Annotated in this window: 16 protein-coding genes; 13 read left to right on the top strand and 3 right to left on the bottom strand. The window is 69.1% G+C overall.

What is annotated here, in order from left to right; translation table 11 throughout:
• Positions 1-222: 222 nt before the first annotated feature.
• The 3 genes from ACYVN4_RS10105 to ACYVN4_RS10095 all read left to right on the top strand — a co-directional run bounded on the left by ACYVN4_RS10105 (position 223) and on the right by ACYVN4_RS10095 (position 2,498).
• On the top strand, positions 223-1,587 hold the full coding sequence (locus tag ACYVN4_RS10105; protein WP_460719565.1) for a lipase family protein: 1,365 nt from the start codon (positions 223-225) through the stop codon (positions 1,585-1,587).
• 58 nt (positions 1,588-1,645) lie between these two features.
• Positions 1,646-2,053 carry a hypothetical protein gene (locus ACYVN4_RS10100; protein WP_460719563.1) on the top strand — a complete coding sequence of 136 codons (408 nt, stop codon included), beginning with the start codon at positions 1,646-1,648 and terminating at the stop codon, positions 2,051-2,053.
• Between the two features lie 160 nt (positions 2,054-2,213).
• On the top strand, positions 2,214-2,498 hold the full coding sequence (locus ACYVN4_RS10095; RefSeq protein ID WP_460719561.1) for a hypothetical protein: 285 nt from the start codon (positions 2,214-2,216) through the stop codon (positions 2,496-2,498).
• A 4-nt stretch (positions 2,499-2,502) separates the two neighbouring features.
• Here the strand turns inward: ACYVN4_RS10095 and ACYVN4_RS10090 are convergent, their stop codons facing one another.
• Positions 2,503-3,303: an SDR family oxidoreductase gene (locus ACYVN4_RS10090; RefSeq protein ID WP_460719559.1), complete on the bottom strand. Its 801-nt coding sequence runs from the start codon at positions 3,301-3,303 to the stop codon at positions 2,503-2,505.
• A gap of 36 nt (positions 3,304-3,339) precedes the next feature.
• Entirely contained in the window at positions 3,340-4,389 is a 1,050-nt protein-coding gene (locus ACYVN4_RS10085; protein WP_460720553.1) for an alpha/beta hydrolase, read from the bottom strand.
• Between the two features lie 230 nt (positions 4,390-4,619).
• Between ACYVN4_RS10085 and ACYVN4_RS10080 the strand changes: the two genes are divergently transcribed.
• On the top strand, positions 4,620-5,372 hold the full coding sequence (locus ACYVN4_RS10080; protein ID WP_460720551.1) for an ArsR/SmtB family transcription factor: 753 nt from the start codon (positions 4,620-4,622) through the stop codon (positions 5,370-5,372).
• 84 nt (positions 5,373-5,456) lie between these two features.
• Here ACYVN4_RS10080 and ACYVN4_RS10075 read toward each other — a convergent pair whose 3' ends face one another.
• Complete coding sequence (locus tag ACYVN4_RS10075) at positions 5,457-6,218, bottom strand: 3-hydroxyacyl-CoA dehydrogenase (protein WP_460719557.1); 762 nt, start codon at positions 6,216-6,218, stop codon at positions 5,457-5,459.
• A 291-nt stretch (positions 6,219-6,509) separates the two neighbouring features.
• Between ACYVN4_RS10075 and ACYVN4_RS10070 the strand changes: the two genes are divergently transcribed.
• The 9 genes from ACYVN4_RS10070 to ACYVN4_RS10030 all read left to right on the top strand — a co-directional run bounded on the left by ACYVN4_RS10070 (position 6,510) and on the right by ACYVN4_RS10030 (position 13,365).
• Positions 6,510-7,169, top strand: coding sequence for a hypothetical protein (locus ACYVN4_RS10070; RefSeq protein WP_460719555.1), 660 nt, complete (start codon positions 6,510-6,512; stop codon positions 7,167-7,169).
• A 17-nt stretch (positions 7,170-7,186) separates the two neighbouring features.
• A complete protein-coding gene (locus ACYVN4_RS10065; protein ID WP_460719553.1) occupies positions 7,187-8,062 on the top strand; it encodes a MinD/ParA family ATP-binding protein in 876 nt (291 codons plus the stop codon).
• Positions 8,059-8,727 carry a hypothetical protein gene (locus ACYVN4_RS10060; RefSeq protein ID WP_460719551.1) on the top strand — a complete coding sequence of 223 codons (669 nt, stop codon included), beginning with the start codon at positions 8,059-8,061 and terminating at the stop codon, positions 8,725-8,727. The genes ACYVN4_RS10065 and ACYVN4_RS10060 overlap by 4 nt, the downstream gene beginning before the upstream one ends.
• A 2-nt stretch (positions 8,728-8,729) precedes the next feature.
• Entirely contained in the window at positions 8,730-8,888 is a 159-nt protein-coding gene (locus ACYVN4_RS10055; protein WP_460719549.1) for a hypothetical protein, read from the top strand.
• Positions 8,885-9,175, top strand: coding sequence for a hypothetical protein (locus ACYVN4_RS10050; protein WP_460719547.1), 291 nt, complete (start codon positions 8,885-8,887; stop codon positions 9,173-9,175). Before ACYVN4_RS10055 ends, ACYVN4_RS10050 begins: the two co-directional genes overlap by 4 nt.
• Positions 9,176-9,186: 11 nt before the next feature.
• Positions 9,187-9,459: a hypothetical protein gene (locus ACYVN4_RS10045; protein WP_452401876.1), complete on the top strand. Its 273-nt coding sequence runs from the start codon at positions 9,187-9,189 to the stop codon at positions 9,457-9,459.
• A gap of 72 nt (positions 9,460-9,531) precedes the next feature.
• The gene (locus tag ACYVN4_RS10040; protein WP_460719545.1) at positions 9,532-10,362 is read left to right on the top strand and encodes a hypothetical protein; all 831 of its coding nucleotides are present in this window, start codon (positions 9,532-9,534) and stop codon (positions 10,360-10,362) included.
• A 31-nt stretch (positions 10,363-10,393) separates the two neighbouring features.
• Positions 10,394-11,878 carry a hypothetical protein gene (locus ACYVN4_RS10035; RefSeq protein ID WP_460719543.1) on the top strand — a complete coding sequence of 495 codons (1,485 nt, stop codon included), beginning with the start codon at positions 10,394-10,396 and terminating at the stop codon, positions 11,876-11,878.
• Complete coding sequence (locus tag ACYVN4_RS10030; RefSeq protein ID WP_460719541.1) at positions 11,875-13,365, top strand: SCO6880 family protein; 1,491 nt, start codon at positions 11,875-11,877, stop codon at positions 13,363-13,365. Before ACYVN4_RS10035 ends, ACYVN4_RS10030 begins: the two co-directional genes overlap by 4 nt.
• Positions 13,366-13,371 lie beyond the last annotated feature (6 nt).

Here is a 13,371-nt window from a genome sequence, read left to right as displayed (position 1 = left end):
GTAAGCGAGTGGCGGACTGGCGCAGGCGGTTGGCGAGCGGTCGGTTGGCGAGCGGAGGGAGGCGGGTAGCGAACGCGCGCTGGCGGGCGCACGCGGGCGGCGAACGGCGCATGGGCTGGCAACCGGCGTAGCCGGGTGAGGAACCCGGCGCGGTCGAGTGAGGAACGGCGCGGTCGGGCGGCCGCGTGCCGTCGGATATGCAACGGTCGAAAGGGGATTGGCATGGTCGCGTCTCGGTCCGGGGGAGAATCGGCGTCGGAGGAGTCAACGGCACCGCGCGGGGAGAACCGTCCGCCGCTGCCGGAACAGGATCCGTTCTACCGCCGGCCGCGCGGGCTCGGCCGGGTCGCGCCGGGGGCGATCCTGCGGTCGCGGCCGGTGGAGTTGGCGCTGCTGGGCGTGATACCGCAGCGAATCACCGCCACCCAGTTGCTGTTTCGCAGTACCGATCTGCGCGGCCGGGCCGAGGCGGCGGTCACCACGGTGCTGCTGCCGTACGGGGCGGATTCCACCGTGGCGCGGCCGATCATCTCCTTTCAGTGCGCCATCGACGCGGTGGCCTCGAAGTGCCTGCCCTCGTACGCTTTTCGGCGTGGCGCGCGAGCGTTGGGGTCGGTGCCACAGTACGAGCTGCTGCTCATCGAGCATGCGCTGACCCGCGGCTGGGCGGTGTCGGTGCCCGATCACGTCGGCACCGCCGGACGATTCGGTGCACCCCGCGAGCCCGGCCACCGCACCCTCGACGGGTTGCGTGCGACGCTCGGTTTCCTGGATCGGCCCGTGGACGAGCCCGTGGCGCTGTGGGGGTATTCCGGCGGCGGGCTGGCCACGGCCTGGGCGGCGGAGTTGGCGGCGAGTTACGCGCCGGAGCTGAATATCCTCGCGGCCGTGCTGGGTTCACCGGTCGGCTCGCTGGAATCGACGTTCTTCCGGCTCAACGGCTCGGCCTTCGGGGGACTGGCCACGCTGTGCCTGGCGGGACTGCGTCGCGCCTATCCGCCGCTGGACCGCACGCTGCGCGAGCAGCTCGACACCGCCTCGCTGGCGCTGCTGGATCGTGCCGAGACCAGTGCCACGGTGCCCCTGTTGCTGCGCAGTGCCCGCACCCGGTTGCAGGATCGCGATGGCTCGTCGCTGGCGACCCTGCGCACCTTGCCGCAGGTCCGCGCCGTGCTCGCCGATATCGAGCCGGGCGCGCGCCCGCCCTGCTTCCCGGTGCTGGCAGTGCAGGGCGTGCACGATCTGATCATTCCGTGCGGGAATGTGGACGCCCTGGTTGACCGGTATCGGGCCGCAGGCACCCCGGTCCGCTATGTCCGCGATGTTCTGGCTGGGCATGTCACTCTGGGGTTGCTGGCTGCCCCGCTGTGCGAGAACTGGCTCGCCGATCGCTTCGCGGGCCGTCCGCTGCCGGAGTCCACCACGGATACCGTTGTCTCCCTCGCACTTTCGATTTCCGCATGGCGCGGATACGCCGGTCTGGCGGGGGTGCTGGCCCGCGCGCTGGCCGCCCGTCCGCTGCTCGGTGGGAGCCTGCCGCCCGCGTACTCGCCACCCTCGGTGAAGTTCGAGCATCGATTCCGCTGAACCGCGCGCACCCCCTCCGGCGGACTCCTACGGTGAATCCGTCCGGAAGGGGGACGCCATGAACGCAACCGACAAAGTCCTCATCATCGGTGGACTGCTGACCCTCACCTACGGGACGCTGCTCGGCTATCCCATGACCATGCTGCGCATGAAGGAGGGCAACCCGCCGACTCCTCGCTATCTCACCGTCGCCCACGTCGGCGCGGTGCTGCAAGGCGTGGTCCTGTTCGGTCTGGTCTTCGCCGCCAACCTGTCGAACCTGTCGAGTGGGTGGAATCTCACGGCCGCCTGGCTGGCCGTCGTCTCCGGCATCTTCATCGCCGCCAAGGACACCATCAACTGGCTGACCGGCATCAACGACGAATTCGCCGAGAAGGCCCGCACCGCACCGCTCGGGCTCGGGGGCGCACTGACCCTCACCGTCGCCCTGGCCATCTTCATCATCGGCGACCTCGCCGCGCTGTGATCGGGGCACTTACCACCCGTGCCACGACACCGGACCGGTCGTGCCGAGTTGATCTTCAACGGCGCGGCGTTCACAACGATGCGTCAAAATCTTTGTGTCCGGTCACAACTCACCGACCGGACGGTTCTGTCACCACAGTCCGCACCCGGAAGGCCCCCCGTTGCCCAAGCACCTGATCACCACGGCGATCCTGGCGGCACTGACAGCCGCCCTCGTGGGCTGCAGCGACCACCGCGACACCCCGCTGACCCCGCCCACCACCACCGCGGTACCCATGCTCGGCGGCGGCCAGATCCCCGACGTGATCGACGTGCCCACCGGCACCACCACCTCGGCGACGACAACGACCACCGCCACGACGACGACAACTACTACAACACCGGCGACCACGACCCCGACCACCACGACGGCGACCCCGCGAGCCGCGGTCACCCAGGTCAGGTAGCCCCTTACAGCGTGTCGGCCTTGCTGATCCAGGCGACGACCGCGCGGGTCACGAAGGGCGGGGAGAGCCGGGTGGCCAGGGCGGTCAGTTTGGTTTGCAGGCCGACCAGGACGTGCGGGCCGCGCAGGGGGCGGGACGCGGTTGCGGTGTGCCAGACGGTGTTTGCGATGTCGGCGGGGGTGAGGTGGACGCCGAGGGTGGTGGCGGACTTCGAGGCTCGGGACACCTCGGTCATCATGTCGGTGGCCACGAAGAGGGGGAGTAGGTCGGTCACGCGAATGCCGTAGTGCCGCCACTCGAGATCGAGGGCCTCGGTGAGGCTGCGGACGGCCGCCTTGGTCGCGCCGTAGGTGGCGAGGCCGGGCTGGCCGTAGAGCGCCGAGGCCGACGCCAGATTGATGACCTGGCTGTTCGGGGTGGTTCGCAGGTAGGGGAGCGCGGTGTGGCAGCCGTTGAGGACGCCCTTGATGTTGACATCCACCAAGCGGTGCTGGCGGTCGAGGGAGATGTCGGCGAAGGGGCCGGAGAACAGGATGCCCGCATTGTTGACCAGCAGGTCGAGACGGCCGGTGGCGTCGGTGAATTGCTTCAGGGCCGCGTCCCAGCCCGCCGGGTCGGTGACATCGAAGGAGCCGATGACGGTGTGGCCGCCGATCGCCTCGGCGGTGGCGCGCACGGCGTCCGGGTCGATGTCGTAGAGGCCGACCGTCCAGCCCTCACGGGCGAAGCGCTCGGCGATGGCACGGCCGATACCGGCGGCGGCACCGGTCACGAAGACGGCGGAAGCGTTGGCAGGCGGTGTCATCGGAGCCTTTCGGTTCAGGCTGCGCAGCCTTGCGGTTCAGGCCGCGTTGCGACCGGAATGCCCGGCTTCGATCATCGCACGGTGGAACTCGGCCGCGTCCCGGGCGGCGTCGCGGCCGTCGGCCAGCAGCCCCGCGCCGAGATGGATGAGCGTGTGCGGGGCGCTCGGCCGGATCTGCAGGCGCAGCGGCACCCCGGCCGCCTCGGCATTGCGCGCCACCGCCAGCGCGTCGGACAGCAGCATCTCCCGCGAGCCGACCTGCAGCAGCATCGGTGGCAGACCGGCGAAGTCGTGATTGACGACCGACCAGGCCGGATCCAGTACGCCATCCACGGCAATGCCGCGGCGCACCACCATGTCGGGGCCGACCGCGGGCAGCACCGCGTCGTGACGGGCGTTCGGATGTGCCAGGCGCGCGGTGGAATCGAAGTCCGCCCACGGTGAGGTCACCGAAAGTGCCACGGGCAGCGGCAGACCCAGCTCGCGCAGGGTCAGGGCCAGCCGCAGCGCCAGCCCGCCGCCCGCCGAATCACCGGCGACGATGATCTGCTCGGGCGGGAATCCCTCGGCCAGCAGGTGCCGGTAGGCAGCGAGCGCGTCGGCGAGGCTCTCGTTGGGGTGCGCGTCGGGCAACTGCCGGTAGTCCACGGTCAGCACGGGCAGTTCGCTCAGCACTGCCATGCGCGCGGTGTGGCGGCGGTAGCTGTTGAGCCCGCCCGCGATGAACGCGCCACCGTGGAAATAGAGGATGGCGGCGTCGCGGTCCACGCGCGGATCCGGGATCGGCGACTGCCACAGCCATTCGGCATCGCAGTGCTCGAATCGCAGCGGTTCGCGGCGCACCCCGCGCGGCGTGCCGAGCACGGCCGCGGGCTTCTCCGAGAGCCGGGTGGCGCGGAAGACCAGCTTCGCGGGCTGCGGGCCGAGATCGGCGACCCAGGCTCCGGCACGCAGGAACTGTTGCAGGGTGGTGCGCAGCACGGGGTGGACCAGCCGGGTCCCGATACGTGCCGGTCGGATCGTTTCCACGATCACCGACGAGCCGGGCTCCGAGTTCTGCGGCGATTCCGCGGTCGGTGGCGACATTGCCACGGGCACTCCCCTCCGCGCCGCGAAACCACCGGGCGCTGCTGAAACAACGTTGTTCTGTGGCCGGGGCCGTTGATCATCTTGACCCGCGATTTCCGGATTGTCATGTCCGAGAACGAAATTCCCACGTGAGGAGGGGTGCCACCGGGCGCGTGTCGCGGCCGCCGTTGACTTATGCAGGTAAATGCCTGCATAATTTCGGTGTGCAATCCGAACCCGAGATGGACCTGGTTTTCAAGGCCCTGGCCGACAGCACCCGCCGGCTACTGCTGGACCGGTTGCGCGAACACAACGGTCAGACCCTGAGCGAACTGACCGAACGGGTCGCGATGGCCCGGCAGTCGCTGACCCAGCATCTCGACATCCTCGAGCGGGCCGGCCTCGTCACGGTGGTGCGCCGCGGGCGCGAACGGGTGCACTACATCAATCCGACCCCGATTCACGACATCGAACAGCGCTGGATCTCCGTCTTCGACCGCCCCCGGCTGGATGTCCTGCGCGCCATCAAGAACCAGGCAGAGGAGTACGCCATGACCACCACGATCCCGAACTACGTCTACGTCACCTACATTCACGCCAGCGCCGAACAGGTCTGGAAGGCGCTCACCGACGCGGATCTGACCGCCCAGTACTGGGGTCACGCGAATGTGTCGGACTGGCAGCCGGGTTCGGAGTGGGAGCACCGCCGCGTCGACGGTTCCGGGAAGGTCGACGTGGTCGGCAAGATCCTCGAGGCCGACGAACCCAACCGCCTGGTCCTCACTTTCGAGGATTCCCCCGAGGAGGACCGTTCGCCCTCGGTGGTGACCTTCCTGGTCGAATCGCACCAGGACATCGTGCGGCTCACCGTGACCCACGAGAATCTGCCGAACAACGAAATGCTGCAGGGCATTTCGAGCGGCTGGCCCGCCGTGCTGGCCAACCTGAAGTCGCTGCTGGAGACCGGCAAGGTACTCCCGCAGGCCCCCTGGAGCATGTAGCCGGGGCATGGGAAAGGCACCGGGGCGAGTCGAATTCGCCCCGGTGCCTTTCCTGTCCGAAGACTAGCTTTTCAGATCCGCGGGTTAGCGCGGAGCCATGCGGATCGCGCCGTCGAGGCGGATGACCTCACCGTTGAGCATCGGGTTCTCCACGATGTGGCGCACCAGCGCCGCGTACTCGGCCGGGTCGCCCAGGCGCGAGGGGTGCGGCACCTGTGCGCCGAGCGCGTCGATGGCGGCCTGCGGCAGGGTCGCGAACAGCGGGGTGTGGAACAGGCCCGGCGCGATGGTCATCACGCGGATCTTGAACGAGGCCAGGTCGCGCGCGATCGGCAGCGTCATGCCGACGATGCCGCCCTTGGAGGCGGAGTAGGCGGCCTGCCCGATCTGTCCGTCGTACGCCGCGACCGAGGCGGTGTTGACGATGACGCCGCGCTCGCCGTCGGCCTCCTCGACCGCCGAGATGCGTTCGGCGGCCAACCGGATCACGTTGAACGTTCCGATCAGGTTAACGTTGATGATCTTGGTGAAGGCCTCCAGCGGGAACGCGCCCTGCTTGCCGACCGTCTTGACGGCATTGCCGATTCCCGCGCAGTTCACCGCGATTCGCAGCGTCCCGAGCTCCTGCGCGGCATCCAGCGCGGCGGTCACATCCGCTTCGCTGGTGACGTCACCGGGCGAGAACACCACGCGCTCACCGAGTTCCTCGGCGATGGCTTTGCCCTGCGACGAGGGAAGATCGACGATGACGACCTTCGCTCCGGCCGAGTGCAGTTCGCGCACCGTGGCCAGTCCGAGTCCAGAAGCGCCGCCGGTGACTACCGCGACGATGTCTGCTGTCTTCACAAAACCTCCAAAATTCTTGGTCTTGTTAATGTAGATTCTGCCCTATTCGGACGGAAGACCGCCCCGTCGGCGTGGCGTTCACGAGCCGCCGCGATGGCTGCTACACGCACGCGCGCGCGGATTGAACGGAGTGGTATCCGGCGCGTCGAGTCGTTGGATTCCTGTTCATGCGAGAGAATTTCCGATCGGGACCGTTCCGAGGTCAGCGCCATGCTTTCGGGCCGGATCGGTACCGCCGAACACCGACGACAACACACCGTCCGCCACGACCGACGCCGAGAGGGTCAGACGATGCAGAGCGACGTGCCCGCAGCGGGAATGTTGAAGTCGTACAAAAAAGTGTCGCGCTGGTACCCCGCCCTCGACCCCGCCGCCGAGTCCGCCGCCCCCGAACAGCCCGGCGAGGAACCGGCTTTCGAGCAGGACGCGGGCGCGGCGCGGTTCCCGCACTACATCCACGACGCCGACCCCGAGCTGAACCTGCCGCCGGTGCCCGAATCGGTGCTGCGCCGCAACCACTTCGACGGATCCTGGTCGGATTGGATGACCGAGCGCGGCGAGACCGGTTCGTACGCACCGCCGGTCCGCTACCGCGGCAGCACGGTGGTCGAATTCCCCTCCGAGGCCACCGAAGCCGAGGCGGAGCCCGTCGATCGGGCCTCCCAGCTGCTGGACGCCGTGGCCGACGAGGCCGCCGCACCGGCCGAACGCGGTACGGGGCGGCGGTTTTTCGCCATTGCCTTCCTGATTGTTGCCATTGTTTTGCTAACCATCGCCGGTGGGGTTGCCCTATATGTGCTGAATTCCCACGGCGGCACTGCGCAATCCACCGGCACACCCGATGCGGGCCCCGGTTCCGGCCCGATCGCCGTCGCGGCGGCGTACAACGAAATGACGGCCCCCGCGATCATCGGCGACCATGAACCCGCCGCGGGCGTTCCGGCCGGATAAACAGGAGAGCGGAGACAATGGATCAGGACTGGAGCCGCTGGCTCGACGAGGTGCCCGAAGAGGGCGAATCGTCGGGTCGTGCCGCGCGTTCCAAGGCTCCCGTGGTGCGCTTGCGCAAGCGCCGCGGCGACGGCGGCGACGCCGATCTGCCGCCGCGCCCGATTCTGGTGGTGGGTGGCTGCGGCGGCGCGGGCACCACCACGACGGCCCTCGGCATCGCGGGGGAGATGGGCGCCGGGGGCAGTCAAACAGTGGCGGTGGACGGCACTTTCGCCGGCAGTGACCTGGCGTTGCGCGGCGCCGACGAGCACCTCAGCCCGATCAGCCTGCAGGCCTGGCTCTACGGTCGCGGTGACGACGAACCCGCGCCGCTCAAGGAATGTCTCTCGCGCGCCACCTCCGGAATCGGCCTGCTGTGGCGCGATCCCGCGCCGCTGCGCCGCCGCGCCACCTACCTGACCGTCGCCCGCGCCCTGGGCGAGACCGGCTACACCCCGGTGTACGACGGCGGCTCACCGATCGCCAGCCGCCACCTGCGCCCGCTGCTCGAGGACGCCGATATCGCTCTCGTGCTGGCCATTCCGGCGCGGGTGGACGCGGCCAACCGCCTGCGGGTGACCTTGGAGTGGCTCGACGACCAGTTCGGCGGCCAGGGCGAGGGTCCCGGCGACGGCATTGTCGGCGATACCACCATCGTGGTGTCACATCAGTTGCCCGGCAGTGATTCTCGAATCGCTGAGCATTTGCGGGAGCATTTGGACGGTTGGGTTCGTGAAATCGTCGAGATACCCTATGACCCGCACCTCGCGCGCGGAGAGTTGGTGCGGCACAGCAACCTGGCCGCCGAGACACGCCGCGCGTATCGCCGCCTGCTTGCTGGAGTGGCATCATGACCGCAGCCATGACCGAACGCCGATCCTCCGCCCAGAACCTCACCGCCGGAGCCGCAGTGGCGGCCGGAGTGGTGCCCCCACCGGAATCCCGCCGCGCACCCATCTGGGACCGGCCCGTACCCGGCGGCGGCCGCGCACCGCTGGTGTGGCTGCTCGGCGTGCACGGCGGCGCGGGCGCGACGACGCTCGCGCATGTGCTTGCGCCGGCGGCGGATTCGTACCGGCGCTGGCCGGGCGTCTTCGACCGGGAGTCCCCCTTCGTGGTGCTGGTGGCGCGCGAGACCATCGCCGGGCTGACCCGCGCCCACGACCTGCTGCGCCAGCATCACGCCGGGCTGGCCGGTCCGTGCGAGGTGCTGGGACTGGTGACCGTGGCCGCGCGCCCGGGCCGGATTCCGGTCGAGATCCGTCGCTACCGCGATGTGGTCGGTTCGCTGGCCGGGCAGGTCTGGCAGCTGCCGTGGCACGAGGAATGGACGCTGGTCGAGGCCGATCAGTTGCCGGTGTGGTCGCCGGGCGACCCGATCCCGCAGCAGCGCAAGCGCAAATCCGATCCGCTGGAGGAGATCACCGCCGATGTGCGCGAGCTCGGCTCCGGCATCGTGGCCGCCGCGCAGGAGGCGCTCGACGCACCCCGCTCCGATGACACAGACGCGGAGGAGTGATCATGGACACCGACGGAACCCGTTGGGCAGCAAAGATTTCCCGGTTACCGGGGATGCAGGGGCGATTAGCCGAGGGAGTTGTCGTGACCGGTTGGACGGCAGAACCGGTGATCGGCGAGATTGTTACTAGCAGTTCGCTTTTGGAGAAGGACAGACAATGAGCATGCTCCTCGCCGTACACGACGCGTACGGCCAGTTCCTCGCCCAGGTCGGTAATCCGACGCCCGAGGCGCCGCCCGCGTCGGACAAGTTGCTGAAGCTGGTTCGGTACTTCACCTGGTTCGTACTGTTGTCGGGAATCATGGGCATCACCTATGCGGGTGGTCGCTTCGCCTGGGAGAAGTGGACGGGAGGCGGTTTGGAGTCGCCGAAGATGGTGGCAGGGGCCATGATCGGAGGAATCGTCGCCACGAGCGCGGGCACGATCATGAACGCTGTGATCACGTAATGTCCGCCGCGGTGGTAGTGCCACAGGCGCTGGATGCCGTGCTGGCCTACAAACAGATGCCGTCGGATGTGATCCGGCCGCTGATGCAGCTCATCGACTGGCTGCTGTGGTGCGTCCTGCTGTTCTGCCTGGCCTGGATGATCCTGGCGGCCGGACGGCTGTGGTACGCGTTCCGCGACGACCTGGCCGCCAACGACGCGACGCACGGGGTGGTGATGAGCCTGCTGGGCGCGATCATGGCGACCTCGGCGAGCGGCATCGCGCTGGCCCTGTTGCCGACCTGAGGGGTACGGGCCGGCCGACTTGTCCACAGGTACTGAATTGTCCACTGTCCCACTTACTTCGGAGGCGAAGCGATGAGCGAGAAGGAGTCGCCCGAACGCGACGGCGTCTCGTTCGGCGTGATCGCCTCGGCTGCGCTGGTCGCGGTGATCGTCATCGCGGGCCTGGTGGTCTACTTCGGGCACGGCGACGCCAAGCCGAGCGCGAAGAGCGACCCCGCCGCCCCGGTGTCCCCGACGGACACCTCCGGGGTGACCGGATTCGCCTCCCCGGAGGTGGATCTGTTCGGCCGCCGCGTCGACATCCCGAACAACACCGCCGGGCAGCCGCTGCCGCAGGATCCGTCCAAGCAGCGCAAGGCCGGTGACACCGACTGGCTGACCGCCGCGCCGCTGGGCACCACGGGTCCCGACGGCTGGCAGCGGGTGTACGGCGCGTCCGTCCCGTTCTCCACCTCCGACGGCCCGGCCCGACTGGAAAACGGTCTGGCCGTGGGGTATTCGCACACCCCGCAGGGTTCCGCATTGGCAGCCGCGCAGATCACCTACCGGCTCAATGCCCGCCCGGCCGACCGGGAGTTGTACGTGCGGCAGGTGCGCGTGGCCGCCGAACAGCTCACCGCCTACGACCAGGCGCTGGCCGATCAACGGCTGCCGAAACAGCAGCCGGAGAAAGTGACCCGCTATCTGGTCGCCCCCGACGCTTTCCAGATCGAGAACTATGCCGACGACATGTCCATCGTGCGGCTGGCCGCGCGCGGACCGGTGGTCGACAACCGGCAACTCTGGGCGGCCGTGCGTTTGATCATGGTCTGGGACGCCGGCGATTGGCGGCTCAAGCCCTCCACTTCCAAGACCGCACAAACCGAATACGTGGACTCACTGGCGGGGTGGACCCGATGGTGATGGCATCGCGACCCATCGAAAGGTGGACCACATGCTGAGGCGGCTAGTCACGATCCTCGCGGTCGTATTCACCGTCATGATCGCGACCCCGACGGTGGCCTACGGGCAGACCTACGGTTTCGACCAGGCCTGCAACGAATTACACGACTCCCTCGACGGGCTGGGCGTGCCCGGCATCTCGCTCGGCGACGCGGCCTCGGCGGCGTGCAAGGCGGGCAATGTCGCGACCCATCCGTCCGATGCCGCTGCCGCGGTGCGGGACAAGGCGTGGGACTCCACCTTCGGCAAGGTGGTGGACTCGCTGATGAACGGCCTGGGCGAGGCGCTGATCCTGGCCCTCACGTTCTGGATGAAGCTCCCGAACGACCGGGTCAGTGACGCGGGAACACTCTTCACCAAGATCAACGACTACACCTATCAGGCGCAGATCATTCTGCTGATGGCGTCGGTGATCCTGACCGGCTTCCGACTCGCCAAGGCGAGACGCGGAGCCGCGGTCGACCAGGCCACCGACTCGTTCTGGATGTTCGCCCGGGTGGTGTTCAGTTCCTGGATGCTGGGCGCGGTGATCGTGGCGGCCACCCAGGCCTCGGACAAGTTCTCCGAGTGGGTGATCAACGACTCCACCGGCGGCAATGCCAAGAACATGGCCGAACTGATGGTGAAAACCTCGAAGCTGCAGGCGTTCTCGCCCGGCCTGGTGCTGATCATCGCCATCGTCGGTCTGCTCGGGGCGCTCGCGCAGATCGTGCTGGCCATCGTGCGTCAGGGCATGCTCGTGGTCGCGGCCGGCGTGCTGCCGCTCGCGGCGGCGGGCTCGGGCACCAGTATCGGAATGTCGTCCTACAGCAAGCTGATTCGCTGGATCATCGCGTTCATGCTCTACAAGCCGGTGGCCGCGATCGTCTACATGATCGCCTTCACCACCGCGGGCACCACCGACGACCGCACCGGCACCACCAACCTGCCCGACGCCGACGAGGCCCAGCGCATGCTGGTCGCCATCGTGCTGCTGGGCACCGTCGCCTTCGTGCTGCCGGCGCTCATGCGCCTGGCGACCGCGGGCGAGGTGGCGATCGTCGGTAGCGGCGGTTCGGGTTTGGCCGCGACCACCGGCACCCTCGTCGGTATCGCGGCGCTCGGTGCGGTCGGTTCGCGCGCGGTGGCGCCGCGGGCGGCGGCCGGTGCTCCGGGGTACGCGGCTCGCAGCGGAGGTGGGCGACCGGGTCGCCCCGGCCCGGGCGGTGCCGGACCCGGCGGTGGCGGCGGCGCACCGCGTCCTTCACCCCAGCCCCGGCCCGCCGGTGGTGGCGGTGGCGGTGGCGCCGCGAGTCCTGCGGCCCAAGGCGGCGGTGGCGCAGTACCGTCAGGCGCATCCCGCGTGGCCAACCGGGTCTCCCAGGTGCGGGCCGCGACCGCCTCGCTGGGCAAGGCCGAGAACACAGCGGGTGACGTCGCCGGCGACCGCTGGGTCAACCGTTCACCCGACCTGGGCAGGAGCACCATCCCGCGATGACGATGACCGACACCTACGAGCGCCGCTCGTACGGACTGTGGCAGAAGCCCCGCAGCGCCGGCCTTTTCGGCCTGCGCTGGGGTGAGACCGTGGTCGGTTTCGCCGTCGTCATCACCGCGCTGCTCACGGCGCTGGTGGCCGGACCGAAACCGGCGCTGTTCGTGGCGGTCATCGGCACGGTCGTGATGGTTCCCCTGGTGTGGCGGTCGGGCGGCCGCTCCGGCTACGAGAACGGATTGATGATGTTCCATTGGTTGCGTGGCCGTTCCAAGGGCGAGCACGTGTATCGGGGTGGCCGGTTCTCCCGGATTCCGGGCGGCGTCACCCGGCTACCCGGGCTGATGGCCCCGTCGCGGCTCTACGAGGGCATCGACGCGGGCGGCTACAGCTTCGGCATGATCCACCTGCCGCAATTCGCCCAGTACACCGTGGTTCTCCGGGCTTGGCCGCAGGGCCACGAGGCCGTCGACCAGCCGGTCATCGACCGCTGGGTCGGCGCCTGGGGCACCTTCCTGGCCTCGCTGGGCCAGACCTCCGACATCGTGGCGGTGGTGCCGGTCATCGACACCGTGCCCGAGACCGGAAACCGTTTGCTCGCCGAGGTTTCCACCATCACCCGGCCCGAGGCGCCCGATCTCGCGCAGCAGGTCATGTACGAGCTGGCCACCGAACTGCCGCAGGAACGCGTGCAGCTGCTACCGCGGGTGGCCATCACCTTCAAGGCCACCACCGCCGAGCGTCGCAAGAACCCGGCCGAGGAGGCCGTCGAGATCGGCCGCCGCCTGCCCGGCATCTGCGCCGCGCTGGCGGAGGCGGGCGTGCGCGCCCAGCCCATGGCGGCCGAGGAGATCATCTCCTTCATCCGCCGCAGCTACGACCCGGCCGCGCAGGCCGACCTCGAGGTGGCCGCGGCCGAACCCGGTGGGCACGGGCTGGATTGGGCCGACGCGGGCCCGGTCTCGCACGAGGAGCGTTGGGACCACTTCATTCACGACGGCGGCCGCTCGGTCACCTGGGAGATGGACACCGCCCCCGAGGGCGCGGTCGACGAGCGGGTGCTGCAGCGGCTGCTGGCCCCGAACCCGGAGGTGCCGCGCAAGCGCATCACCATCGTCTACCGTCCGCACTCCGCCGGTGACGCCGCGCAGATCGTGGACGACGACTTCAAGAACGCCTTGGTGGCACAGCAATCCGAGCGCGGCGTGGTTTCCGCGTCGGCGACCCTGCGCGTCGGGGCCACCCAGCAGGCCCGGGAGGAGCAGGCCCGCGGCCACGGCGTCACCCGCTTCGGCGCCCTGGTCACCATCACCGAACCGCTGCGCGGCGACCTGCCCCGCATCGAGGCCATCACCCGCGACCTGTCCACCCAGGCGCGCCTGAAGATCCGCCGCTGTTACCGGTACCAAGCGGCCGCGTTCGCGGCCTCCCTCGGCTGCGGGGTGATCCTCCCCGAACACGCCACCATTCCGAAAGCGCTTGCGGGGTAACCCACC

This window comes from Nocardia heshunensis (assembly GCF_054782115.1).
The sequence above is the reverse complement of the archived record's forward strand: the minus strand, read 5'-3'. Positions and strand labels throughout refer to the sequence as shown.

Bases quoted from the DNA above. Each gene is read 5' to 3' on its own strand.
- ACYVN4_RS10035 (WP_460719543.1), top strand. From the start codon at position 10,394: ATGCTGAGGCGGCTAGTCACGATCCTCGCGGTCGTATTCACCGTCATG.
- ACYVN4_RS10050 (WP_460719547.1), top strand. From the start codon at position 8,885: ATGAGCATGCTCCTCGCCGTACACGACGCGTACGGCCAGTTCCTCGCC.
- ACYVN4_RS10060 (WP_460719551.1), top strand. From the start codon at position 8,059: ATGACCGCAGCCATGACCGAACGCCGATCCTCCGCCCAGAACCTCACC.
- ACYVN4_RS10100 (WP_460719563.1), top strand. From the start codon at position 1,646: ATGAACGCAACCGACAAAGTCCTCATCATCGGTGGACTGCTGACCCTC.
- ACYVN4_RS10070 (WP_460719555.1), top strand. From the start codon at position 6,510: ATGCAGAGCGACGTGCCCGCAGCGGGAATGTTGAAGTCGTACAAAAAA.
- ACYVN4_RS10090 (WP_460719559.1), bottom strand. From the start codon at position 3,303: ATGACACCGCCTGCCAACGCTTCCGCCGTCTTCGTGACCGGTGCCGCC.
- ACYVN4_RS10030 (WP_460719541.1), top strand. From the start codon at position 11,875: ATGACGATGACCGACACCTACGAGCGCCGCTCGTACGGACTGTGGCAG.
- ACYVN4_RS10085 (WP_460720553.1), bottom strand. From the start codon at position 4,389: ATGTCGCCACCGACCGCGGAATCGCCGCAGAACTCGGAGCCCGGCTCG.
- ACYVN4_RS10055 (WP_460719549.1), top strand. From the start codon at position 8,730: ATGGACACCGACGGAACCCGTTGGGCAGCAAAGATTTCCCGGTTACCG.
- ACYVN4_RS10065 (WP_460719553.1), top strand. From the start codon at position 7,187: ATGGATCAGGACTGGAGCCGCTGGCTCGACGAGGTGCCCGAAGAGGGC.
- ACYVN4_RS10040 (WP_460719545.1), top strand. From the start codon at position 9,532: ATGAGCGAGAAGGAGTCGCCCGAACGCGACGGCGTCTCGTTCGGCGTG.
- ACYVN4_RS10105 (WP_460719565.1), top strand. From the start codon at position 223: ATGGTCGCGTCTCGGTCCGGGGGAGAATCGGCGTCGGAGGAGTCAACG.